Origin of the sequence: Acidovorax sp. sif1233, from assembly GCF_019218755.1 — a bacterium.
In the GTDB taxonomy this organism is placed as follows: Bacteria; Pseudomonadota; Gammaproteobacteria; order Burkholderiales; family Burkholderiaceae_C; genus Acidovorax.
The window spans coordinates 38,345-60,826 of the sequence record NZ_JAHUWZ010000013.1; the positions used below are offsets into that span (position 1 = coordinate 38,345).

Here is a 22,482-nt window from a genome sequence, read left to right on the forward strand (position 1 = left end):
CATCTCATTCAGATATGCTGCTGGTTCGTTACATTTAATATTTTGGCTACGGGAGTGGGTATGTTGAGGACTTCGATTGTGACTGTTGCTGTGCTTTTTGTTGCTGCGTGCGGGAAAACATCGTCATCAGATCCTGTAGACGGGCTGAAATCTGTTATGGGTAATTTACAAACGAAGCTCAACAACCAGAAGCCTGTAATCACCCCGCCTAAGCCCGGCGATCCATATTACACACAGTGGTGGGCGCGAAAAATATATACCAATCCGACGATGGAGTTTGATGTACAGAAAACGGATTCGCTCGTTTCACCTTATCGAGGATTGGTCAATTTCGAGTGCAACAACCGATTTGCCAAAGGCGACTCTCAGGAATCAGTGCAGGGAGAACTCCGAGATTTTGTTGAAACGAAATGTAGGGCTACTTACGCATTTCAGGAGAAGAAATGGGTGTTCAAAGCTCTGGCATGCAATCGCGACCCTTCAAAGCCAACCTTCTTCGAAGAAATTGAAGCTGGAGATTCGAGCGTTCTTGGTCAGTGTCGGAGCATTGCTAGTTCGAATTCGCCCTGATAAAAATCTTTCGTGTTCAGCCTCAAGCTTGCGATGAGTTCATTTTTGCTCCGTACAATTTTCTTGTTCAAAAAGTATGCTGACGGGCGCCTAGTTGATGAACTCATAATCCAGGCGCACGTCGCAAACGCTTTGTGGGTTTCCTAACGCTTCAGGATTTGTCGTTGTTCACTGATAGGCTCACACACAGCATCTGACTCGCTGGTGCAAACAGTGCAAGCGCCATCATCGTCTGCAAAGCAAATTTCCCTGTAGCCGTTTGGAGGTGAGTCGCAGGGACCCATGTAGCACATTGAGCCTGGGGTCGCAAAGGCTTTGAAGCGAATTTGTGGTTTGGCACCTTTTGATTGCAGTCCGTTTCTTTTGTTGCGATCAGCGATGTCCTGAGGTGTCGTCGTAAGGGTGTTGAAGCCTGTTCCCACGTAATTCATGTCGCGGATGACATAAGCTGGAGCCAGTCCTTTTTCAACATCGTCACAATCTTGCGAGGTAACTGGAAAGTCGTTGCGCCTAGATTTGGAGAGGGTTGAGGCAGTAACAGCCAGTACACCATTTACCTCAATTGTTCGCTCGGACTCGCTGAGAATCTGGCTGGCCTGCCGTTTTTCATCCATATTTGGATCTAGGTCACCATCAACTATGACTGATCCGCTGAATGGAACTTCCAAAGAAGTTTCGAACAAAATCAAGTCAACGCGCGTTCTCGTCATTGGAGGAACGTCCTCCAAAACTTGCGACGTGTAGTTGATGGTGGTGTTAGATGATTGGCTATCTGTTCTGTCCAGGCTTGTAGTCTGGCTTACGCTGGCACCAACGCTTGCACCGAATCCACTCGGGAGTTTGTAATCAACGCGTGCATTGACGCCAATTGTTGACGACACACCCTTTCGAACTTGCGTTGAAACGGTTGATTGTGATGTAAATGAGAAATTCTCATTTATCTTTGATTTTTCCGTTTTCGAGCAATTGATTTTTTCAGCTTGCTTTATGAAAGTCTTGGGTGGAAATTGAATTGTCTGAGCTTCCAGGACCTGCATTTGGCTGACTTGAATTACTCGGCCATTTGTCGCAATAAGCGGCTCAATGGCAATTGACTCCTTTCTTGTTACTTTGTCAAAGCATCTTGGCTCGTAGCACATGGGAGTGGTGCCGCTCATGCCTGCTGATTTTAATTCAATAGGGTAAGACATTTTGTCTACGGGGCTTGAGCATGGTATTTTCCGTCCCAATCCCCCACCGCAGACTGTTTCAACAGTCTCGGTAACCTTCAATTTCCTTGCTCCAGGTTTTGTTGCAAGTTTTTTGGTAATTTCTTTCTGTATATCTGTCAATATTATATTTTCAGCCGCGTTTGCGTTTGTAAATAAAATGCAGACAACAGGAAGTAGCACTAATCTATTGACTAATTTCAAGGCGGTCATTGCATTCCCTCTCAAAAAGAAAGGAAATTCTGAGTAGCTTTGAAATGGGGTGCAAGCTTTTTTTGCGCAGTGTTCGCGCTGAGGACAGGCAGTTGGAAGCGATTTATGAAGGCTGATCCTCCATCGCAGCTACAGCCCCAAAAGCGTTCCCATGCGAGCTTCAAGAGACATAGCAGAGGGTGCTGATTTCTCCAGTAGCACTTCTGGCGGTGACGGAGATTGGGAGGGCGGATTCAGAACCAATCGCCTGAGCGTCAGATTTTCATGTTCTAGCGCTCGATACCTTTCATTCAGGATTTCCATTTCCGCTTGGCGGGATTCATACCCCTGGTTCCATTCCAGCGCGAGTGCATCCTTGTTCTGGCGGGCGCGTTCATCCTCGGCCGCGCTCAGCAGGAACTCGTTTTCCAGCAGCAGGCCTGATCCCAGGCTGCGGATGACGGTTCGCGCCTTGTCATCGATCACCTGGACGGGTCCATCCTGCGCCTCTTGCGCATCGGTCTTGCGCGCCAGGGTATCCTGCATGAGCCGATCCAGGGCGTACTGGTTCTCATCGGGACCACGAATCAAATCCTTGGCCAAGATGACGCGTGCGAGAGATGGCCACAGTTCATGGCGCCAAATTTCGAAGTCCAGCCGCTGCCAGCCCTTGGGTGACACAAAAGAAACCTCGGGCAGATCGTCCGGGTCGGCAGAAGACGCTATGGCGAAATGCACCGCCAGGTTGCGCACCTCGACCCCAAAAAAGTAAGCCCCTTGCGTGGGCTCAGGCTCCAGCTCAACGGAGGTATTGGCAACGACCTCATCAGGTTGCCAGTTGGAGGCCAAGATCGCATTCAAAGGGAAGTGGGCCGACCTGAACTGGGTATCGCCATCCCCGTTGAGGAAGATCCGCCCGTCCAGGCCAAATCCTGCGTAGTGGGCGTCAGGGTCAGCCTGAAGCATGGAGACCAAGCGCGTTGTGTACCCCCGCAGCCTCATCCATTCTGGGCTCTGGAAACGGGACTCTTTGTCGCTGACGGCAACCGACTTGCCGCTCGCCAGGTTCAAAACCGCCGCATCCAGCTCCGGTTGGGTGCCAACCCCCTGCAGAGCCAGGGTGATCGCCATCATCAGACCGTCAACCTTCTTGAAGTACCGGTTGTCCTCGTGCTCGCGGCGCAGCTTGAGCTTGCGCTCCTCGCGCTTCTTTTTCTCGCGCTTTTGGTCCTTGGTCAGCTTGGATGCCATGGGGGGCTCCTCAGGTGTAGCTGGTGGGCAGGTGGGATGGCATGTGCCCGATCACCACGCGGTTTGTGTCCTCGTCCCAGCAGAAGTAGATGCGCATGCAGTACCGTGGATCTCGGGCGCTCCCCTTGCCAAGGTGCTGGTCCAGAAACCGCCGTCTCCCGCCCAGGCGGATGAAGTACAGGTCGCCCAGCTCGCCGGCAACACTCGGATCAACCGAGCCCCCGAAGTCGATCCCCAAGGCGTCGGCCTTCACCTTGAAGGCGTTCCGGTCGGCCTTGCCCGTCTTGACCTCGGTGTACTCGCTGGCCAGCAACTCCAGGCAGGTGTAGAGGAGGTCCGGGTTCTCAAAGGAACTGCGTTTGGTGGCAGACACAGCCCGCTGCAGGATCGTGATCCGGTGCGCATTCGCCTCGGCGTACTCGGCAATGTCCTTGAGCCCCCACTTCCGGGCCGCTGGAGCGCTGCCTGAGGCTGCAGGAGGGGCGTCAGCCGGTGAGGGAGGGGTGTAGGGGCTCTCGCGGGTGAGCGCGGTCTTGCTGAGGGATACGGCCAGGTGCTTCCAGTAGGCAACATCGGCCTCTAGACGTGCAACCATGGCGGCATCATCCCTGACAGTCGTCACGCCGTTTGGGCTGCTCCCTGCAGCTACAAGCTCGCCGAAAGCTGGATACCGGGCTTCGACTACTTGAGTTTCCACCAGAGGGGCAAAAACCTCCAACCAGAGGGTATCGAGGAGTTCGATGGCGCTGGCATCGCCCATGCAGAGCCGCCGTCCTGCAACTGGTTGACCGCTGCGCGCGGGCACCAGGAACACTTCCCAGAGGCTGCGCGAGGTCATATCGGTCACCTGGGCTGCGAACCATGCCCCGGTCGGGTCCGTCCACCACTGCACTTGCAGACGACCCCCGCACATCGTGCCGATGGTGTCCGGGGCGGGCGGGCGGATGTGCTGATCCTGCTGGCCAAGCCATGTCCAGAAGGATGCGGCCACAGTCTGGTGCTCGCCAGCCAGGCTGAAAACTTCCCCTTGTCGGCCGACCGTATCGGCATGCGCATACATCTCCATCCTGGGAATTTGACCACGGGATCAGGGCATAAGCCCCATATCTCTGTGCTCACCTGGCGTCAAACCCTACAGGGGGGCAAGAGAGATTTCATGGCCTGCACGCAACGTTTTGCGCTGTACCCCCTATAGGGTTATGAAAAAAGTTGCTTCATCGGAAAACTGTGTGCATGCATTTCGACGCAACAGGAATCGTCATGAACACTTTTTTGAAACGCCTCCTCACTCGTTTGTTTGGAGATGGGAAGCCTTTGCTCATCTTCTTTGTCATCGTCGTTGTAGTCAGTTCAGTGGTCATTGATCGCGCGAGCAGTCGTGGCATGAATGTCACGCTGAGCGTGGCCAATTTCCTGTCTGTCTCTGCAACGGTCCCGGCCCCCGACGCCAACCCTTCTTCCCAATCACGTTAGTTTGGCAAGGAGAATATGCCGAGGCTCCAGGCTCCCACGTAGATCTACAGGGATCGCATACCGTACAGTCCGAACCAGAAAAAGAGTAGGAAGATTTCATGATCAATCGGCCACCCCGTGCGCAAGGACTTGCTGCCAATATTTCCAATCCTCAAGCAGCAAATCTGGCTCGCCAAATTAACAACGGTGGTGACGTGCGCACCCTGGTGAAGGAAGCCATCGTAGATGCGCAGATTCACAAAGACTGGTCTCGCGTTGCCGCTATCGAAAACAGTTTGCTGCGGGTCGATGATCGAACGATAGCTCGGCATTTGGGGGCTGTAGGAACGCGGGCTGTAGTGTTGAGCCGTACTGATGAAGGGGGGCTTGCCGCTCGAATCCCTGAGGGCTACCAGCACGGCCTGGCATGGCTGGTCTGCCTGTTGTTTGTTCGCTTGGATTCCGACATAGAGACAGCAAGAGCCATATCGAAATCGTTCTGGAGCAAAGCTCGTGCTGTAGGCGGTTTCGGGGTCGATTGGGGCTCCACACCTTTGTGTTTTCCGCCATTGGCTTTCGGGGGGCCGTCGCGCATCCTCCTCACTGAGTCAGTAGGTAGGGGTGAAACAAGCTTTCTGTATGAAATCCGGGATTTCACTGCCAGATCCGTTTTAGCCCAAGAAAACGCTTCAACCGGGGGCATTACCAGTCTGGCTCATATCCTATGGGGCACAGTGGTGACCGGCACGAATGACCCACTGGCAGACCTCTTCAACGAGGATATCTGGTGCCCTGGTTTCGACCATCCGGCTTTTGCACCTGAGATGACGCGCTTGCTTGCTGAGGCCTCTACGGGCTATGACGGCGATACGTTCATTCACCCTGAATGCATGCCAGCTCCGGTCGCAAATGACTTTGCGCGCAGCATGGTGAATGAGCAGGTGATCAGCCAGGTGATTGAGGGCAGACTGAAGCCTACGCTAGGCGAGCAGCTCGAAGGCGCATCCGTGCGGATCTCCAAGCTTGTCCCAAATAGCTTGCCATATATGGACCAGTTGCTGATCTCCATATGGACTCGCGCCAACATTCTGGTGCAGACCCTACGGATACCTCGCACCGGCAATCCACTGGAGGCGGACGCACAGACCATCGCTGACTTTTGCCGCGCACAAGGCATCAAGAACGTGTTCATGCCGGAACTGGCCTCGCCGATAGGGGCCAACGACTATCCGGGCTATGCGGTCGGAATGGATGGTGTTCTTGTGAAGTCCGGTGTTGGCGGCTTGGGCGATGCGTCTTCTTTGATCCAGAGCCTTGACTGGGAAGGCGTTGAGCCTGATAGCGACCTCTCAGGTGTAGAGAAGCTACCCTTTGTTCTTGTCATCGAGAAGTACGGGGTCATGACCTTGCTCGGACGGCACTACCAGCCTCCACTGTGGCATGCGATCAAGGAGTCTTTGAGTCGTGCAGGCGATCCGATCGCGCTCATGAAAAAGGACATGGGCCGGTTTTGGCAGGGGGCTCCTGAAGATCTGCCGTGGGCCCTAGATGCCTATGAACGTGCGCTACTGCCCGAAAGAGCACATGCCTTGGCTGCTCAGTTCAAACTGAGTGGTGGAGCCGTGGTTCAGGTGACACCGGGGCTCGTGGAGATACTGCAGAACACCGATATCGGAGAGGACTGCCCCTCTCAATTTCTGCAGGGTGGATTTGATGTGATGTATCTGGTTTTCCGGGTACCCGCGCAGGCGTATTCCGAGGAGAGCGATGATGACGATGCCGACGAGGTGTTCCTGATCGACGGAGTGCTGGTCCAGCGCTGGGAAGAAGCAGGGGTACAGCACCTGCAGCTCGACGGATTCATCACACGCGGCCCGGTTGATGGATCAGACCCATTTCTGACTGAAGTGGCTACTCTGAACGTGGTGGTCGGTGAAACGTCCACCTTGGCGGACCTCTACAGCCAGATGGACCTTGCAGACGGGGTACTGAAGCAGGCGCTTGACCTGTACGCGGGGGTGATGCTCTACATGAACTCGCGCGATGCGCGAGTGCAGCGCAAGGACGAGCATGCTGAGGCTGCAGCTGCTCTGGCAGCACTCAATCGCAAGAAGAGGCGCAAGGAGCACTATCAGCGGCTCAACTCAAGTGTGGATGCGATTCATGTCGGGCCCGAGACGGTCTCTGCTGAAGGAGAGGGTTTAAAACTCGCTCACGGGCGCCATGGCGTGAAGCCTCACTACCGTCGCGGTTTCGTGCGGTTCAATCAGCGTTTCGGCAAGGGGCGCTTGCAGACTCGGCCTGTGCTGATCCCCCCAGTCCTGGTCAATGCGCACAAGCTCGCCGGGGACTCTCCGGGCAAAAAACAGTATGTGGTCGGCTCAAGCCGCACCGACGAAAAGTAGGCCATTCGACAATGTTGGGAGCGCCATGATCGCGGAATCGGCAGAAATTCAGTCCATCCGGGTAGGGGAAACCGCCGTCGCACGGGAGGTAGCCGCTTTGTGGCCAAACCTGTTCGGCCCCGGTGTTTTTGTGCCACTGAAAATCGGCATCGACAAGATCCTGGCCATCGACGCCCAGCGCAGGGGCTCCGAATTGACGCGTGCGAAGATCCGGATTTTCCTCGGCTGGCATGTTCGAAGGCCCCTGTACCTAGCGGCCGTGATGCAGGGGGGGCCTCGCCACAGCATCAACGGCGCGGCCGAGAACGCTCGGACAGTTACTACGGCCAACGCTGCATATGCGCATGAGAAGTTGCAGGTCCTGTTGGAACGCAACGATCTTCCGTCCACTGAGGATTTGGACGGCGAAGAAGGCATGGCCTGGTGGAACGCGCTGGATCGCCGGGAGAAGGCGAAGTGGATGAAGGCCGCTGGTGATACTGGCGTTGCTGCCGATGCCTGGAACGCTTTCAAATTGGCCCTTTCCGCCCTCAGCGATCCCGCTGAGCGTGCTTGAAATGGCCCGATGGCAGGATCTCCCCCCTCCGGCGCAGTGCCAGCAGTGATCGACTTTCAGCCGCGCGAGCGACTGTTCTATCGAGACCGTCTTCGCTCTGCGCGTTACGCTGCCCTGGAAGATGCCGAAGGCTTCGAGGAGATTTGCTTTGCTCTGGAAGCTCTTGGGCTTCGACTTCTTGGCAAACAGGAAGCGCTGGGGCTCTACAGGGACCAAATCGCTCTGCAGGCGAACAGAGCGCTCGTCTTTTCTGAACTCCCCGGCGCCTTCCCGCTGCGTTTCAAGTCCTTTGGGGCTCTTTTCTCGATTGTTCAGGCCGCGCGCAACGACGCCATGCACACGGGCTCCTACGCGCGCCATGCAACCCAGGCTGCAATCGAGTTGTGTATTGGTTTGGAGGAGGCCCTGATGGCTGGTGTAGAGCGAACGGTGGAGAACCTCATGGTCTCCTCACCCGTTGCCGTGGAATCCTGGCAACCGGTGGCGCACGCGCGGCAACTCATGCTGATGCACTCGTTTTCGTTCCTGCCGGTGCGGTTGGACGGGGCCTGGTGTCTGGTGTCGGAATTGGGGCTCGCCAAGTACCTCAGCGAAGGACCCCGGAAAACCCGCCTGTGCGAGTCCATCGCGGCCGCAAGGAGCAACGGCATGCAGGTGCGCGAAATCGCGCCCGAGGAGCTTCTCAGGGCGGGAATGACCGTTGCTGATGTGCTGGCCGGTGCACAGGTGCAGGATGGGCCGATGCTGTGGCTTGTCGTGGACCAGCGCCAGCCTGACCACTTGGCTGGAGTGCTCTCACCGTTCGAGCTGATGTAGACCTGTTCATCCGAGGTAGGGAGCTGGCTGGCCCATTACCCACCCAAGGCTTTACCTTGTGTCACCACCTGCCTGTAAATACTTCTCGAAAAGGTACTGGACACGACTGGTGTCTGCTGACCCGCCCTTGTATCCGTATGCTGCATCGACTGCACGATCCAGCGCCGCGTGTGCCGCAACAAGATCAGTCGGCATTGATGCAAGGTTGTAGAGTTGGGCAAGGGTGCTATCCGGGTATCTCGCCCTTGCGTCAAGAACCTCCTGTGCCGCCATCTCAATTGCCTGCTGCTTTTTGGTAGTGAGCTTCTCTGGCCAAGGAAAGTTGTTGTACACGATGTCCTTGGAGTAGCGGTATCGGCTTTCAAGGCGTCCGCAAACTGCCCGCATCCAAGCGTTGTGGGCGCTACTAGACAAGACACCAAAGTGGTACATGGAAGCGTCAGGGACGGTCATGAGCAGATCGCTCGCAAGAATGTCCGGCGACAGAATTCCAATGGGAATGAATCTTCGCTTCTCTGACGAAACTTTGGGAACCACCAAGTAGCTGCGTTCAGGGAAGAACTCCACATGAAATCGCCGAGGTGTTGCGGCTAATGCAATCGTGGGCCCGCTACCGCTTTTCTCTCGGAATGCGCGAACGGCCTCAGTCCGCTTGCGACATTCAGGAAGCGCAGCCAACTGGTTTGGCGTTGCATCCTTGAGCAGAAGGCACCAGCGCTCAATCCCGTTGAGAAATTCATCTGACCCTAGCCAGCGCCTGAAATATGGGGCGCTACCGGGTTCCTTCGCAATAAAGGCGTCTTTCTGTTCCGGCGTGAAGAGATAGTTCCCATCATCAATCGGCTTGTTGCCGATACCCATAGCGGGGACTGCGCTCAATGGAGTTGATCGGCGCTTTAGCACTACATCTGGGGCATCCACCAAGTAGGGGTTGATGCGCTTCACGAGTTGGACTTGAGCCTCTGCCGCCTTGATGTTGGAGCCGTATTCGAATAGACGTGGTTGCTCTGTGGGTTGCATTCCGAAGCCCACAATGATGCAGTGGACGGCGGCTACTCCGCGCCCTTCGTTGCTCCACTGGAAGGTGCGGTGCGCAAAGTGAATCTGAATCCCCTGCTCCAGAAGCAGAGGCCACAGCACGCCTACCTGCTCTCCCTGGCAAATGCTGTTCGTGGAGACAAGAGAAGTGCGCACCAAGGGGTTCTTGCGCATGTAGCGAGCGGCCAGCACATGCCAACAGGCCACAAAATCCAATAAGCCGAAGCTCGGCACTCCGTTCATGACTCTGGCGACATCTTCCTTCTGCTTAGGTTTGAGGTACTTGGCCCCCACAAACGGCGGATTACCTACGATGTACGTGCATTCAGCAGCAGGCAGGACATCCTCCCAGTCCACCTGGAGCGCGTTGCCATGGCGGATATGGGGGCTGTGCACAAGAGGAACGCTAGGTCGTGTGCTACCAAAGCGGTCAGCTGCTTCCAGATTCAGTTGGTGGTCCGTAATCCACATGGCTACCTGGGCAATATGAGCCGCACTCTCGTCAATTTCGATGCCAAAGAACTGCTCCACGCTCACCCGGATCATGGTGCTGATATCCAGCAGACCTTTGCTCTGCCCGCCCTTGCTGAACAGACGGTCAATCAAGTCCAGTTCAAGGCGCCGCAGTTCGCGGTAGGCGATAACCAAGAAGTTCCCGCATCCGCATGCTGGGTCGAAAACGCGAACTGATGGCAACTTGTCGTAGAGGGCCTGCAGCTTGGGGCGGCTGGTACCAGCGGCGCTTAGTTGGTCGCGCAGACTATCCATGAAGAGTGGATTGATGGCCCGCAGGATGTTGCGCTCCGAGGTGTAATGAGCGCCCAGCTCGCGGCGCTTGGCTCCCTTTTTCTTTTTCTTGGTATTGGCGCCATCCAGCTCCTCTTTTTCCTCCTGCCCCTCGTCCTCCTGGTCTAGCACCCCTTGGAACATGGCACCGAAGATGGCTGGGGAAATCTTCGACCAATCCAGTCGAACACATTCCAGCAGGAGCGCGCGAAGGGTGCTATCGAACGCAGGGATACCTGAACGCTCTGAGAAAAGTTGCCCATTGATGTACTCGAAGGCCCGGAGATCCTCATCGAGCAGGGTGCTGCGTTTCTTGACCGGAGTGTCGAGTACCGCGAAAAGCTCACTGAGCTGCGATCCAACATCCTTACCGTCCTCCCGCGTACCCTCCATGAGACGCCGGAACAGACTGTTGTCCCCAAAGATGGCCGTGTCGTCCGCGAACAGGCAAAACAGCAGGCGCGTGAGGAAGATTTCCAGGTCTCGGCCTATGAAGTTGCTCTTGAGCAGCGCCTCATGGAGCGCGGCCATTTTCTCGGCCGCGCGACGGTCTGCCTCGCTCTCCTCGGTGATCTCTGGGGCTGCGTCACCCACCAGGAAACGGAACCATTCAGCACGTTTGGCCAGCTCTGGCAGCAGGCATGAGTGCGACCTGTCCTGGGTCAGGTCGAACAGGATGAACTGGTTGAAGTCGTGCAGCAAGACGTAGCGGGGCTGGTCTTGTGGTGGGCATGCCCATCGGTATTCTTCAGCCTGCGCGCGGGCCTTCTTGAGGTCCTTTCCAAGGCTTTTGCCCTCGATGATCACCTTGCCGGGAATGAACCCATCCATGAAACCGTGAGAGCCGTCGCGCATGGTCAGCCTGAACTCACGGCTGTATTGATGCGGATGGACGCCGAAGCACGCCAGGAACTGTGCAGTGAAGAGCTTCTCGTCGGCCTTTTCGCTAGTGGTGCCGGCCCATTGGTGTGCAAAGGCAGAAAGGCGCTTACGCAGTTCGTTCGTGGTGATCTTCGCCATCAGGTTCCCTCGTGTCCGGTGTGGTGCTATTTCGTGCATCGAATCGTGCACCATTCTCACCCACGGATAAGGGGCACACCCTCTCAAGCCCTTTCGTTCTGCCTCGCCTGGCTCAATCAGGTGGGAAGCATGGCTCGAATGTGCACGGCGGCGCTTTCCTCTGTTTCTTTCGGGGGGTAGGCATCTGCAATGGACGCACACTGTTCAACCACTGCCTGGGTATATGCGAGAAGTTCGGGGCTCATTGACTGCCCCGCCCCGAGCAAGCCGCACTCGCGGGCCATCTCTTCGAGGTCTTCAACACCCACGGCCTCTGTCCTGTGTATCCAGTCCTTCACACCGGGCTCCTTGTATCTGGGGTGCTTCGCATTGTGGAGCGTTCGAGGGTTCCAAGCTACTGGTACCCGCGAAGATGAGGCGCTGTTGCTAGCGACTATGACCAAGCTCGCGAATCGCAACGCTCGCTTCGAAGTTAACCCTTAACAGTCTCAGGGATCTGCGATCTAAGGGTACGTTTAGTTTTTGGGGAATCCACCTCGGCAAAGCATAGAAAACGAATAGCTCGTTGCGATTGGCTTGTGTCCTGGTTCATAATGCCTTAAATCTAAGCGCTCATTGCGATTCAGGAGTGTGTCCATGCAGATAGAGGTATCGTCAGTCGAAAGCGTGGGTGTGGCCATCCGGGCTATGCGTAAGGTCCACAGTATCCGGCAGGATGATGTGCCGGGGGTAAGCCATATGTTCCTGCGCGACCTGGAGAAGGGCAAAGACACAGTTCAGTTCGGTCTGGTGCTCAAGGTGCTCGACGAGCTGGGCATCCGAATGGTGTTGGAGGTGCCGGAATCGCAGGCCTACGATTTGAGGCAGGCTGTAGAGCACTTTTTGCCAAAAACAAACTTGATTCTCATTTCCAGCAGCGAGAACAATATGGTGCTCAAAAAGGTGCGTGAATGACAGTCCGCACGCTCCAAGTTCTCATCAACGGCACCCTGGTGGGCACGCTGCGAGATGAAAGCAACATCTGGTCGTTCCAGTACGCGGCTACATGGCTGGATAGCCCTGGAGCTTTTCCTCTGGCCCCGTCTCTTCCGCTGGCCACCGATTGGTTGGTAGACGGCGCGTCGTCGCGGCCCGTGCAGTGGTTCTTTGACAACCTGCTGCCCGAGGAGCTGATGCGCCAGGTGCTGGCCAAAGAGGTGGGGGTGGAATCTGCAGATGCTTTCGGCATGCTGGAGCGCATGGGCATGGAGTCGGCTGGGGCTCTGGTCCTGCAGGCCGAGGGCGCACCGCAGCCTGAAAAAGGCATGCAGCCGCTCACCTGGAACGACCTGTCTCTGCGCATCCGCAATCTCCCCAGGGCGTCACTGAACAAGGACGCGCCCAAGCGCATGTCATTGGCCGGAGCCCAGCACAAGATGGTGGTTCTCTTCAACCCGCAGCGCAAGGAGTTGTGGGAGCCCCTGAAGGGCACTCCATCCACCCACATCCTCAAGCCGAACTCCACGGCCGAGGGCTACCCTCACTCGGTGATCAACGAGACGTTCACCATGATGCTGGCTGGGCGCATGGAGCTAGATGTGCCGGAGATCCATCACTTGTACGTGCCGGAGCCAGCATTCATCATCTCGCGATTCGACCGCACGCCTGGTCCCGAAGAGCCTGCCCGCGTCCACGCGCTCGACGGCATCCAGATGCTCAATGAGCCCGCCTACAACAAGTACACCAGCGCAACCCTCCCCAAGCTCAAGGACCTCATCGGCCAGTGCCGCAACAAGGTACGTGCGCGCTTGGATGTGTACCGCTGGATCATCTTCAACACGATGGTGGGGAACTCGGATTCGCATCTGAAGAACATCTCGTTCTTGGTGGATGCGGATGGCAAGCGCGTGGCGCCCTTCTACGATCTTCTGTGCACAGCGGTGTATCACACGCGCGCATACAGCGACGGCGATGCAGTGTGGCCCCGTGAAAGGCTATCGTCACCCGTTGTTGGCGCGGAGTTCTTCGAAGACGTGACCTACGACAAGCTCATCGAGACCGGCATTGAGTTGGGGCTCAACAAAGCGACCGCAACGCGCGAAGTCGGCAAGATTGTGAGCAGGCTGGGAGGTGCCGCAGAAGACATCGCCAACAAGCTAGAAGGCACCATGCGCGACCCCGCAGGTCCACACGGCACCCCCACCCGCGAGACTATCGGCGCAGAAAGTAGGCTGCTTCGTTCTATCCGCATGATTGTGATTGCGGACATGCTCAGGTTTGTCCGGTTGCCAGCACCAGCATCGAAGGAGCCCCAGTGATCCAAGCGCTCACCTCAAAAGTCACGGTCCCGAAACCCAGCCGCCGCAATCCCTTCACGGAAGGGGGACAGGCCGCCACACAGTTCGATCACATGCTCAGGCTCTATGCTGAAAGCCACCGAGACCTTCTGCGCTTGGGGCCTGTGCGGTGTATGGGAAACAACATGGCCGTGGCCTTCTGGAGGGGCTACGACAGCATCCCGCCGCACACCATTCCCAAGAACACACCCCTTTGGGCCTGCTATCGGGCGGGGCAGACCCAGCGGCTGCTGGACGATGAGCAGGATCGCTATGTTCCGCCCAGGACCAACTCTATCGTGCAGGTGGAAGCACACGCAGGAGCCCCCCGTTGAAGCCCCTGAGAGGTCAGGATGGAGCAAGCGCAGTGAGCGGTGAACAAAAGCCCATGCGCAAGCTTTCCGCCGCTGAGAAGGCCGCGCTGCAGCTCCTGCAAGAAGAAGGCGGCTCCCTGATCGAGTGGCGCGTGCCTGAGACCACCGAGAAAGAGCCGGTGTTCGGAACCATCGTCCCCGGCATGCCCGTTTACCAGAAGCTGGAGCGCATGGGCCTGGTGTTTTTCACGGAAGAAGAGCCCTTCGACCTTCCCGGCGACCCCTTGGACGGTTTTCAATTCTCCTGCGAGATCTACATCACGGATGCGGGCAAGGCGCTGGTGCGGCGCAGTTGAGAAAAGTCGTAATTGCATTAGTTGTCTATTGCATTGCAATTAATTGCAATTGATAATTGCATCTATGCAATTCGATGCAAAAAAGCCCTCATACCTGAGCGATTCCTACTGGGCCCGCTTGTCGCAGGCGGACCAGGCGCTCCATCTGCTGGTCAACCCCATGCCAGAGGCGGCATACACGGTGGATTGGCCCCTCAACATGCTGGAAAAGTCCCTTGCCAGCGCCCGAGAGGGGGTGGAAGGGTTGGGGGGCTCGTTCGAGTTGAATCCCGACTTTCAGCGCGGCCACGTTTGGACCGATTCCCAGCGGACGGCCTACGCCGAAGCCTTCATCCGCAAGGCTGTCACCGGGCGCATCCTGTTCAACTGCCCAGGTTGGTCGAAAGCCTACCTTGAGGGTGACATCCCGCAGCAAACATTCCAGTGCGTAGATGGGCTCCAAAGGCTGACCACCATGCGCATGTTCCTGGCCGGTGAGGTTCAGGTGTTCGGAGGCCTGCGCGCAGCCGATCTCAAAGGTTCACCCTTTGACCCGACCCGGATGGGCTATCAACTGCAGATCGGCATCTACGAGTTCAGCCAACGTCAGGAGCTGCTGGACTTTTACCTGCGGTTGAACGAAGGGGGCACTCCTCATTCTCCCGAGGAGCTGGACCGCGTGCGCCGACTGCTGGAAGAAGCGCGCAGCCAAAGCGCTCGGCAGAAGGAGACGCCAGCTTCTACCGAAGCACCTCAGGCCTCACACAACGAGAACGACTGGGTGAGCGTGTCACCCCATGAAATGAAATCCGCTGGTCTCGACCAGGTTCTCAGCGCTCTGCGGGCTGGGGGCTCCCTGACCGAACTGCAAACCAGCTTCTACAGCGGTGGCTACAGCTACACCCACGTCCTCACGACAAAGCGCGGAGCCCAGTACCGCGTGAGCAAGCAGGTGCTGCGGGGTGTGCCTGCAGCCGCCGTGTCTGGCGGCGCACAGCCCTGAACGATCCAACCCTTACCGTCTGCCGACCGCCCCCCGTTTTGGAGCATCCATGTCCCTGACCGTCAGCCCTGACCTCATCGCATTCACCAAGTCCCCTGCGTTTGAGTCCTATCGCCAAGATGCGGACAGAGCCAACCGCGATCAGGTGATCGACACCGCGAAGTTGAACGACGAGGGCATGAGCGACCTGATCAATGCCGCCCAGGCTGTGCAAGACAACAAGACCGCCCGCGCCCTGGAGTCCATCCTGCTGGCCAGGGCTGGCAAGTTCGACAAGCCGGTACCGAATTTCAAGGCCTTTCAGGCGGTGCTGCTGGAGTTCATCAAGTCAGATCTGATCGACGGATGGATTTACGTGACGGGGCCCGATGGGAAGCTGTATCCCCAGCTCGTTACGGATGTCACCTTTGACAGCGGGCAGGACTACCGGCGCAACGGGACACCAATGGTGCTTATTGAGACCGCCAGCTATGGTTTCAGCCGCGACGGCAACTACAAGCCCACGTTCGGTGTGTTCACGCGCCGGCATGGGTTCCATCCCCAGATCGTTGCCAAGCGCCGTGTCGCGGACATATTGGCCGAGCAGGGCATCTACAAGGAAACGCCAGCACTGAAGGCGGCGCACCAGGAGAGCCTGAATCGGCACTACGGGGGCATTCAGAGCGCCTTCGCGCAGCAATTTCGGATCAAGGGAAAAGCCTTCCACTCGGAGTCCCGTGACGGCAATGACGGCGATGACCTGACGGGGCGCCGCGTGATCCACGACCTCGACTCCGGGGACTATGAAGCCGTGGGGCGCCATACCGACTCAGCACTGTTCAATGCAGAGGATGGTGTTGGCCAAGTGCCCGAGCATCCCGTTGTCAGGGTGTTTGACCTGAGCAGCCACGGGTTCTACTGGGTTCACGCGGACAACATGGAGCCCTACGCCTACGACGAATCGTTGCGCCACAAACTGGTCCTGCCTGAAACCCACCGGGATCTTCTGGACGTGCTCACCACGGACCTCGATGCGTTCGTGAACGACATCATCGAAGCCAAGAGCGCCACCAACGTCATCTTGTGCAAGGGGGTGGCTGGGGTCGGCAAGACGCTGACGGCCGAGGTGTACGCCGAGCTGATCAAGCGGCCTCTGTACGCGATGCACGCGGGCACCTTGGGCACCACAGCCGAGGAGATCGAGAAGAACCTCAAGATGGTCTTCGACCGCGCCACGCGCTGGGATTGCGTGCTGCTGCTCGATGAGGCGGATGTTTTCGTGGTCAAGCGTGGCGACAGCATCGAGCAGAACGCCATCGTGGCCGTGTTCCTGCGGGTGCTGGAGTACACCAAGGCGCTCATGTTCATGACCAGCAACCGAGCGAGCGACATTGACGAGGCCATCATTTCCCGGTGCGCGGCCATCATCGAATACACCGTTCCGGGAGCCCAAGATGCTGCGGCAATCTGGAAGGTGATGGGAGCCCAGTTCAAAGCGGAGTTGTCCCCCGAGTTGATTGAGCAGCTGGTGGACCTGTTCCCCGGTATCGCCCCGCGCGACATCAAGATGCTGCTGCGGCTGGCGCTGCGCGTCTCGAAATCCCACGATGAGCCCCTCGATGTGGCCACTTTCCGCCGCTGCGCAATGTTCCGTGCCATCACCATCAAAGCCGACGCCTGAGATGACCCACCACCCCCTGGCCCATTCCGACGCTGAAATCCACTCTCTCGCGCGGTTCCAGACCCTGCAGGCGGGCCAGTATTGGCGTGCCTTGGAAAACGTGCCAGAGGAGGGCATCGACGCGGGCATGGTCCTGCTGATCCAGTCCCTCCGCGTGGTGGACGACAAGCCCCACACGGTGGTGCTGCGGCCCCACCCCCTGAAGTTCGGCCAATCCGTCTATCTGGAGATTCCAAAAAAGGGGGGTGGCACGCGACGGACATGGTTCCAGTACGACGAGCACCGTTTTTTGCTGGACGACTTCCTGGCCCGTTTTGAGTTCGAACCCGACCACCAGAAAATCCGAAATGCCGAGGTGCAGGCGGTCCAATCCCGCATCAGCGAACTGCAAAACGAGCTGGTGCAGGGCCAGAGCAATCCGGCCCTGATCGCCGCCCTGGTGCACGAAAAAGCGGCCGAGAAATCAGCCAAGCAGGCAGACGCTGCCGCCGAGGCTGATGAACAAGACCGCACTGAGCCCCCATCTGAGGTAGAGCCCCGAAATGTTCCGGTGCCGGTGGCGCCGCCCGTGGATGCCGCCGAGGTGGTGGACATGGCCACGGGGACTGTAGCCCAAGCGATTGAGGGTGGACTGTCACCGGAGAAGATGGCCGCGCTGCGCGCAGCCGCGAACCGCCAGCATGAGATTGCCACCGTGCGGGCCCAATGGATCGAAGGCAAGACGCAAGAGATTGCGGGCGCCATCCAGCAGCTCACACCCTTTTACAGCGAGCAGGCCGCAGCCGCCCTGGCCCAGACCGAGGACGTGCGTGCCTTCGTGTCTGATCTCCTGAAGGGGATTGAGTCCTTGGACCTGTACCTTGGCAAGGATGTGGAGGTGCAGACCGTGCGGGAAGGGAAGGGGGCTCCCCGCGATGTGCCTTTGACCTTCGTGCAGCGGAAATTGCTGGTTGATGAGGAGCTGGCCGTCTGGGCGGATGTGGACGAGCGGTTCGACCACGCCAGCGACGATCAGTTTTTAGAGGCGCTGCGCATGCATGACGGCCTGGTGGAGCAGATCTTCCCCACAGAGCGATGCGTGCTGGTGATGGCGACCACCCGCCGCTACATCGACTACGGGGACCCTTGGGCGAACATGGCCCGCAACGGCCAAAACAAGGTGGTGTACCTTCTGGTGCGCGACGGCATGAACATCCACCGGGTTTACTCCTCTGTGGAGTCCCACCTGGGCACCGACAGGCTGTTCCCGACGAAGAATGACCAAGAAGAGATTTTTCGGGGGCTCGATGGCACGCGCATCAAGTTCGAAGACGTGGCCTACACGGACCATCTTCGCAAGCACGAGCGATTCGCGCTGCACTTCAAGCGGTTTCTGCTGCTGGCCTGCGGCCTCGATCACCGGCTCAAGCTGTTCGGCGACTTCTACGATGGGCCCGCGTCCCTGCATTTCGTGTCGATGGATTTCCAAGAGCGGTACTGCCGGTTCCTGCACGACGACGACGCCAGCACGATGATTGCAGGCGGGCCGAAGCGTCCGGGATTTGAGGAATGGCTCACGGCCATGAATGGCTACCTGCGTTCCGGCTCACGGGTGCTGTGCAACTGGTACAGCCTGATGAATTCGCAGACTGCACCTGGGGCCTGCAAGGTGTACCACGGGCATAGCGGCAATGGCGTGGAGTTCACGTCCAAGCCGCTGGCTCGGGTCGAATGGGCGGTTGTCTACCGCGACGGCGACCAGCTGTGCGTGGATGTACGGGTGCAGAAAGACACGTTCCGCAGCGACCGCAAGTTCAACTGCAAGGTGTCCTTGCTCAAGCTGAATCGCTCCGACTGGAGGGGCGAAGAGGTTCCCTACCTGGTGCTGGATGCGGTGGACCCGGAGGATCTGCGCTGGTACATCCAGCACCGGGGAACGCGCCAGAGGCACCTGGAATACATCCGGTTTTTCAAACGGGCACTGAAGCTCATCGAGAGCGACCGTGCGGCCGAGGCTGGCGCGCGTGCTCAGTTGCTGCAGGCCCTGCACGAGGGCGGTGTCGGGGAGATTGCTGACCGACCCAAGCTGGTGGATCGCGCTGTGATCGCCTGGAGGGCCGTGAACCGGGGCCAGCCGCTCCCTCAGTTCGACGGGGCGAGCCCCGCCGATGCCAAGGCCTGGAAATCACTGCTGGACCAGATGTTCGTGATGGCGGGCGACGGGTTGGAGGACACGCGTAAAGCCGACGCCGAGGCATTGGCCCGGAAGCTTGGGTATGAGCCCTTGCGCCTGGTGCTCACTGGCGATGCGAAGTACATGCTGTACGCCACACCCAAGGAGGATGAGTGCGACAACCGGCTGGAGCCCCATGCATGGGTTCACCGGATCACCATGGCGCGGGACAAGGCGGGGTTTTCCGAAGTACGCCGCCGCTGGGAGGTCCTACCCGAGCGCGATGCCTCGGTGACGGTCTTGGCTCAGTGGCCCGATCCTCAGGGGTGGACGGCGCGGCGCAGCAGGTTTGCCAGTGTCGGTCGCAAGGCCAGCCTCTTCGCTGTGGTGGAGGGGTGGCAAGAGCAGCTCGCCACCTTCACCGCACCGATGGAAGAGACCACCTTCGCCCGCGTCCTTGCGGATTGGCGACGTTCACGCGAGGCCATGAAAAGCGGGGGCTACGTGCGTGAAATGCATCTGGCCATCCCGATTGCCGTTGCGTTGCTGGATGGCCAACTGTGGTATCTCTGTGTGGGGTCCACCCAGCCCCAGGTGCTGATTGCGCGCCAGGCCCCGAGCCCGAAGGCTGTGGAGGACTTCAAGGCCATCTTTGTACGGGACTACATGGACAAGGGCAGGGCACGGGCGATCTTCGCAGGGAATCCTGATCGCCGGAGCTGGGGGCTCAGCGCGGTGCCTGCAGCCGAGTACCTCGACCATGGGGGTGTGTTCGTCCACGACGACATGGGCGTTTACATCGAAAACCTCCCCGGCCAGTCAACCAGCCCCCTGCTGGGGGATTGGTTCGCAGCCTGGCGCACGCGGTATCCCAAGGTGTTGCTCTGGGCGGCTTCGGGGGTGCTGGATGCCGATGGGCGGCTGGCCCTTGATCCGGTTCTGTCCATATCCCTGCCTGAGGACTACCAGCCGGTGCGGGTGCGGGAAATCACCTTGAGGCCCAACGACGACCCGGACAAAACCCCGGAATACGGCCACTGGTTCGACATTTCCCCACTGTCGGATGCCGGCGCTGAAGGATCTGGCCGCGTGGGTGCCTTTGGAGGGGACGGAGTGGTGGATAAGCTTGCCAAGGGGGCTCTGGCTCGGGCCGGGAGGTCATGTGGCTGGTCCAGCACCTCGTGGGATGCGGCGAGCCCCTCAAAGGCCATTGCCAAGCTCCAGCGGGAGCATCCACGCCTGGTGGCTGCGGTCGATCTGCCAGATGCTCCCCAGCCGCCTGAAGGCTATGTGCGTTGGTATGTCGTGCAGGATGTTCAGTCTTAATTTGATTTGTCCCGAGGCGGGATTAATGGATGTTCAAAGCTGGGGTATCCTGTCAATTTTCTTATCATCCTGGCGACCGGCACGACGCACGCATTAATGAATTGGTTCATCCTTCGCAGTATTGCGTATTGGTTTCAGAGGGGTAGTAATGGGAGTTTATGACGAAGACCGACCACCAATTCCTGCTCCACTCAGGAGAGAAATTGAGGTTGAAGCGGGGCACAAGTGCTCAATAACATTCTGTATTGAGCATACCTATCTCGAAATCCATCATATCAATCGAAATCGGCAAGATAACCGAAAACAGAACATGATATTGCTATGTGACAAGCATCACAAAATGGCCCATGCAGGGGTCATCGATGAAAAAGCATGTCGCATGTACAAAGAACAACTTCAAAGAATTCCTGGAGATACAACCTTTGTGAGAGGGGTAGAGGGTGACCGAGTACGCACCTTCCTGTCCTCAATTGAGAGGGTTCTTTCCTACGATGATTGCGGGGAGCGGGCGTGGGTCGGTGATCAAACCGGTTATTGGTTTGAGCAAGAGGTCTACTTGAATTTGCAACGCTTCTTTGCCAATATCTTTCACTATGAACAGCAACTTAGGTCCTATGATCCTATTGCGAGAAGCATCCAAGATGAGATAGTCATTCTATTGCGACGCCTTTTGGACATCAGAAATAATGGCAATTATGTTTATCATGGCGGGTACGCCGCGAGATTCGTGCCATCGTGCCCTAAAGAGTCGCCAGATTTCAATAATCAGATTGATGCGCAGAGAAAAATTGTTGTTGATATCCTGCTGCAACTGCAACGCCTGACTACCGAGTTGAGTGATTATGTTGGGAATAGGCCCAGTTAGCGTCCGAGCTTGACCATCTTCTCGGCCACCATGAGTGCCCACTTGGAGCCGTAGTCCACTGACCCTCGCGCGATGCGCTCTGCCGCAGCAACATCTTCCATCGAGGGTGAAACTAAACCATGCATAGCTGCATAGCTGCACGCAGCCCGGTGGACGGCTTCCAGCTCAAGCCTGATCCATTCCTCCACATCGCGGCCCTTGCGGTGCAGCGCTTCCTCCTGGAAGGCGTCATAGAGCACGCTGGCCGGGGCCTGTCGGGGGCGGAAAAAATCGTATTCGATGCTCATCCTGGTATGTCTGGTGGGTCAGATCGTCTTCACTGAGCCCCCCGTGGGGCTCACGTTGAAGTTGCCCTTGAAGCCGAGCAGGCGCAGCAGGTACTCGCGAATCAGGTCAGTCGCAGCGTCGTATTGGAGCTTCTGCTGTGCGTGCGTCAGGCTTGCAACACCCGTGTGCAGGACCTCGTTTCGGAGGTCCACCAGAGGTTTGAGGCTTGGGGCCATGCCCTCCGCACCGAACATGCGGGTCATCATTACTTTGAAGCTGAGGCTGGCGTTCGTTGCTGGGTCTATGAACTTCCCGGATCTGAAAGCGTATTGCTGATGCGTTCCGTAGGTGTGCTTCAAGTTCTCCAGCAACACACTCAGGAAGACCAGCTTGCACTCCATAGGCAGGCCAGGGCGAGCCGCCTGCAGCATGTAGTCGATCACCACCTTGAGGCTGCGAGCGCTCTCCAAGGCTTTGTACTGAGGGTATGTCTGGTCCACAAACTTCCTAATCGCAGCGCCATCCGCTGGGTCGATGACGGGATCTGCGTTCTGCCCAGGGCGATGGATGGAGTTGTGAACTTTGGGGGGGGTGCCATCTGGGTAGTTGTGTCCGTTGCAGGCCACCTGCGACTGGGTTGCGAACGCCAGTAGCCAGCAGATGCGTTCTATGGCCTCCATGGTTGCCGTCACCTGCTCTGGGGCTACGTTTTCAACGAGGATTTCAGCCAACTGCTCGGGTTTGGTCTGCAAGATGAACCGCTGCCCCTCGCATGTGAAAACCGATGTGTCGCGGACGACTTTCCCATCCACCTCCTCGCTGAAGGACTCCCCTTGAACTTTTGAGTTCATGACATACGCGCGGAGGTTGGACATGCAGTGGGCCTTGTGTGGTGGGATGTAGATTTTGCCCCCACCTTGCGAGCGCTTTTACAGGGGACGTGGCCACCTG

19 protein-coding genes are annotated in these 22,482 nt (G+C 57.8%); 12 read left to right on the top strand and 7 right to left on the bottom strand.

Annotation, left to right across the window (positions count from 1 at the left end; all coding sequences use genetic code 11):
• Positions 1-78: 78 nt before the first annotated feature.
• Complete coding sequence (locus KW843_RS25745; RefSeq protein ID WP_158605788.1) at positions 79-570, top strand: hypothetical protein; 492 nt, start codon at positions 79-81, stop codon at positions 568-570.
• Positions 571-713: 143 nt separating this feature from the next.
• Here KW843_RS25745 and KW843_RS25750 read toward each other — a convergent pair whose 3' ends face one another.
• The 3 genes from KW843_RS25750 to KW843_RS25760 form a co-directional block, all read right to left on the bottom strand.
• On the bottom strand, positions 714-1,991 hold the full coding sequence (locus tag KW843_RS25750; RefSeq protein WP_218297970.1) for an ETX/MTX2 family pore-forming toxin: 1,278 nt from the start codon (positions 1,989-1,991) through the stop codon (positions 714-716).
• 129 nt (positions 1,992-2,120) lie between these two features.
• Positions 2,121-3,221, bottom strand: coding sequence for a hypothetical protein (locus tag KW843_RS25755; RefSeq protein ID WP_218297971.1), 1,101 nt, complete (start codon positions 3,219-3,221; stop codon positions 2,121-2,123).
• A gap of 10 nt (positions 3,222-3,231) precedes the next feature.
• Positions 3,232-4,281, bottom strand: coding sequence for a hypothetical protein (locus tag KW843_RS25760; RefSeq protein ID WP_218297972.1), 1,050 nt, complete (start codon positions 4,279-4,281; stop codon positions 3,232-3,234).
• A gap of 200 nt (positions 4,282-4,481) precedes the next feature.
• On the opposite strand from KW843_RS25760, the gene KW843_RS25765 reads away from it, so the two are divergent.
• From KW843_RS25765 to KW843_RS25780, 4 genes are all read left to right on the top strand, one after another.
• Positions 4,482-4,694, top strand: a complete 213-nt coding sequence (locus KW843_RS25765) for a hypothetical protein (protein ID WP_218297973.1) — start codon at positions 4,482-4,484, stop codon at positions 4,692-4,694.
• Between the two features lie 98 nt (positions 4,695-4,792).
• Positions 4,793-7,078 carry a hypothetical protein gene (locus KW843_RS25770; protein WP_218297974.1) on the top strand — a complete coding sequence of 762 codons (2,286 nt, stop codon included), beginning with the start codon at positions 4,793-4,795 and terminating at the stop codon, positions 7,076-7,078.
• A gap of 25 nt (positions 7,079-7,103) precedes the next feature.
• Complete coding sequence (locus tag KW843_RS25775; RefSeq protein WP_218297975.1) at positions 7,104-7,634, top strand: ProQ/FINO family protein; 531 nt, start codon at positions 7,104-7,106, stop codon at positions 7,632-7,634.
• 45 nt (positions 7,635-7,679) lie between these two features.
• Complete coding sequence (locus tag KW843_RS25780; RefSeq protein ID WP_218297976.1) at positions 7,680-8,450, top strand: hypothetical protein; 771 nt, start codon at positions 7,680-7,682, stop codon at positions 8,448-8,450.
• Positions 8,451-8,501: 51 nt separating this feature from the next.
• On the opposite strand, the gene KW843_RS25785 is transcribed toward KW843_RS25780, so the two are convergent.
• Together KW843_RS25785 and KW843_RS25790 are read right to left on the bottom strand one after the other, a co-directional pair.
• The gene (locus KW843_RS25785) at positions 8,502-11,294 is read right to left on the bottom strand and encodes a DNA methyltransferase (protein WP_218297977.1); all 2,793 of its coding nucleotides are present in this window, start codon (positions 11,292-11,294) and stop codon (positions 8,502-8,504) included.
• Positions 11,295-11,410: 116 nt separating this feature from the next.
• Positions 11,411-11,602 carry a hypothetical protein gene (locus KW843_RS25790; protein ID WP_218297978.1) on the bottom strand — a complete coding sequence of 64 codons (192 nt, stop codon included), beginning with the start codon at positions 11,600-11,602 and terminating at the stop codon, positions 11,411-11,413.
• Positions 11,603-11,930: 328 nt separating this feature from the next.
• On the opposite strand from KW843_RS25790, the gene KW843_RS25795 reads away from it, so the two are divergent.
• The 7 genes from KW843_RS25795 to KW843_RS25825 all read left to right on the top strand — a co-directional run bounded on the left by KW843_RS25795 (position 11,931) and on the right by KW843_RS25825 (position 21,264).
• Positions 11,931-12,248 (top strand): hypothetical protein, encoded by a 318-nt coding sequence (locus tag KW843_RS25795; RefSeq protein ID WP_218297979.1) that lies wholly within the window; start codon positions 11,931-11,933, stop codon positions 12,246-12,248.
• Positions 12,245-13,591 (top strand): HipA domain-containing protein, encoded by a 1,347-nt coding sequence (locus KW843_RS25800; protein WP_218297980.1) that lies wholly within the window; start codon positions 12,245-12,247, stop codon positions 13,589-13,591. The genes KW843_RS25795 and KW843_RS25800 overlap by 4 nt, the downstream gene beginning before the upstream one ends.
• A gap of 406 nt (positions 13,592-13,997) precedes the next feature.
• The gene (locus KW843_RS25805; RefSeq protein WP_218297981.1) at positions 13,998-14,279 is read left to right on the top strand and encodes a hypothetical protein; all 282 of its coding nucleotides are present in this window, start codon (positions 13,998-14,000) and stop codon (positions 14,277-14,279) included.
• A gap of 64 nt (positions 14,280-14,343) precedes the next feature.
• Positions 14,344-15,261 (top strand): DUF262 domain-containing protein, encoded by a 918-nt coding sequence (locus KW843_RS25810; protein ID WP_218297982.1) that lies wholly within the window; start codon positions 14,344-14,346, stop codon positions 15,259-15,261.
• Positions 15,262-15,310: 49 nt separating this feature from the next.
• Positions 15,311-16,921, top strand: a complete 1,611-nt coding sequence (locus KW843_RS25815; protein ID WP_218297983.1) for an ATP-binding protein — start codon at positions 15,311-15,313, stop codon at positions 16,919-16,921.
• Position 16,922: 1 nt separating this feature from the next.
• On the top strand, positions 16,923-20,399 hold the full coding sequence (locus tag KW843_RS25820) for a hypothetical protein (protein ID WP_218297984.1): 3,477 nt from the start codon (positions 16,923-16,925) through the stop codon (positions 20,397-20,399).
• A gap of 148 nt (positions 20,400-20,547) precedes the next feature.
• Positions 20,548-21,264, top strand: a complete 717-nt coding sequence (locus KW843_RS25825) for an HNH endonuclease signature motif containing protein (RefSeq protein ID WP_218297985.1) — start codon at positions 20,548-20,550, stop codon at positions 21,262-21,264.
• On the opposite strand, the gene KW843_RS25830 is transcribed toward KW843_RS25825, so the two are convergent.
• Together KW843_RS25830 and KW843_RS25835 are read right to left on the bottom strand one after the other, a co-directional pair.
• Positions 21,261-21,551 (bottom strand): hypothetical protein, encoded by a 291-nt coding sequence (locus KW843_RS25830; protein WP_218297986.1) that lies wholly within the window; start codon positions 21,549-21,551, stop codon positions 21,261-21,263. The genes KW843_RS25825 and KW843_RS25830 overlap by 4 nt on opposite strands.
• An 18-nt stretch (positions 21,552-21,569) precedes the next feature.
• Positions 21,570-22,406 carry a hypothetical protein gene (locus KW843_RS25835; protein ID WP_218297987.1) on the bottom strand — a complete coding sequence of 279 codons (837 nt, stop codon included), beginning with the start codon at positions 22,404-22,406 and terminating at the stop codon, positions 21,570-21,572.
• Between the last annotated feature and the right edge of the window lie 76 nt (positions 22,407-22,482).

Excerpts from the sequence above, each read along its gene's own strand:
- KW843_RS25755 (WP_218297971.1), bottom strand. The coding sequence starts at position 3,221 with ATGGCATCCAAGCTGACCAAGGACCAAAAGCGCGAGAAAAAGAAGCGC.
- KW843_RS25815 (WP_218297983.1), top strand. The coding sequence starts at position 15,311 with ATGTCCCTGACCGTCAGCCCTGACCTCATCGCATTCACCAAGTCCCCT.
- KW843_RS25800 (WP_218297980.1), top strand. The coding sequence starts at position 12,245 with ATGACAGTCCGCACGCTCCAAGTTCTCATCAACGGCACCCTGGTGGGC.
- KW843_RS25765 (WP_218297973.1), top strand. The coding sequence starts at position 4,482 with ATGAACACTTTTTTGAAACGCCTCCTCACTCGTTTGTTTGGAGATGGG.
- KW843_RS25805 (WP_218297981.1), top strand. The coding sequence starts at position 13,998 with ATGCGCAAGCTTTCCGCCGCTGAGAAGGCCGCGCTGCAGCTCCTGCAA.
- KW843_RS25750 (WP_218297970.1), bottom strand. The coding sequence starts at position 1,991 with ATGACCGCCTTGAAATTAGTCAATAGATTAGTGCTACTTCCTGTTGTC.
- KW843_RS25795 (WP_218297979.1), top strand. The coding sequence starts at position 11,931 with ATGCAGATAGAGGTATCGTCAGTCGAAAGCGTGGGTGTGGCCATCCGG.
- KW843_RS25810 (WP_218297982.1), top strand. The coding sequence starts at position 14,344 with ATGCAATTCGATGCAAAAAAGCCCTCATACCTGAGCGATTCCTACTGG.
- KW843_RS25830 (WP_218297986.1), bottom strand. The coding sequence starts at position 21,551 with ATGAGCATCGAATACGATTTTTTCCGCCCCCGACAGGCCCCGGCCAGC.
- KW843_RS25770 (WP_218297974.1), top strand. The coding sequence starts at position 4,793 with ATGATCAATCGGCCACCCCGTGCGCAAGGACTTGCTGCCAATATTTCC.
- KW843_RS25785 (WP_218297977.1), bottom strand. The coding sequence starts at position 11,294 with ATGGCGAAGATCACCACGAACGAACTGCGTAAGCGCCTTTCTGCCTTT.
- KW843_RS25775 (WP_218297975.1), top strand. The coding sequence starts at position 7,104 with ATGATCGCGGAATCGGCAGAAATTCAGTCCATCCGGGTAGGGGAAACC.
- KW843_RS25835 (WP_218297987.1), bottom strand. The coding sequence starts at position 22,406 with ATGTCCAACCTCCGCGCGTATGTCATGAACTCAAAAGTTCAAGGGGAG.
- KW843_RS25820 (WP_218297984.1), top strand. The coding sequence starts at position 16,923 with ATGACCCACCACCCCCTGGCCCATTCCGACGCTGAAATCCACTCTCTC.
- KW843_RS25760 (WP_218297972.1), bottom strand. The coding sequence starts at position 4,281 with ATGTATGCGCATGCCGATACGGTCGGCCGACAAGGGGAAGTTTTCAGC.
- KW843_RS25825 (WP_218297985.1), top strand. The coding sequence starts at position 20,548 with ATGGGAGTTTATGACGAAGACCGACCACCAATTCCTGCTCCACTCAGG.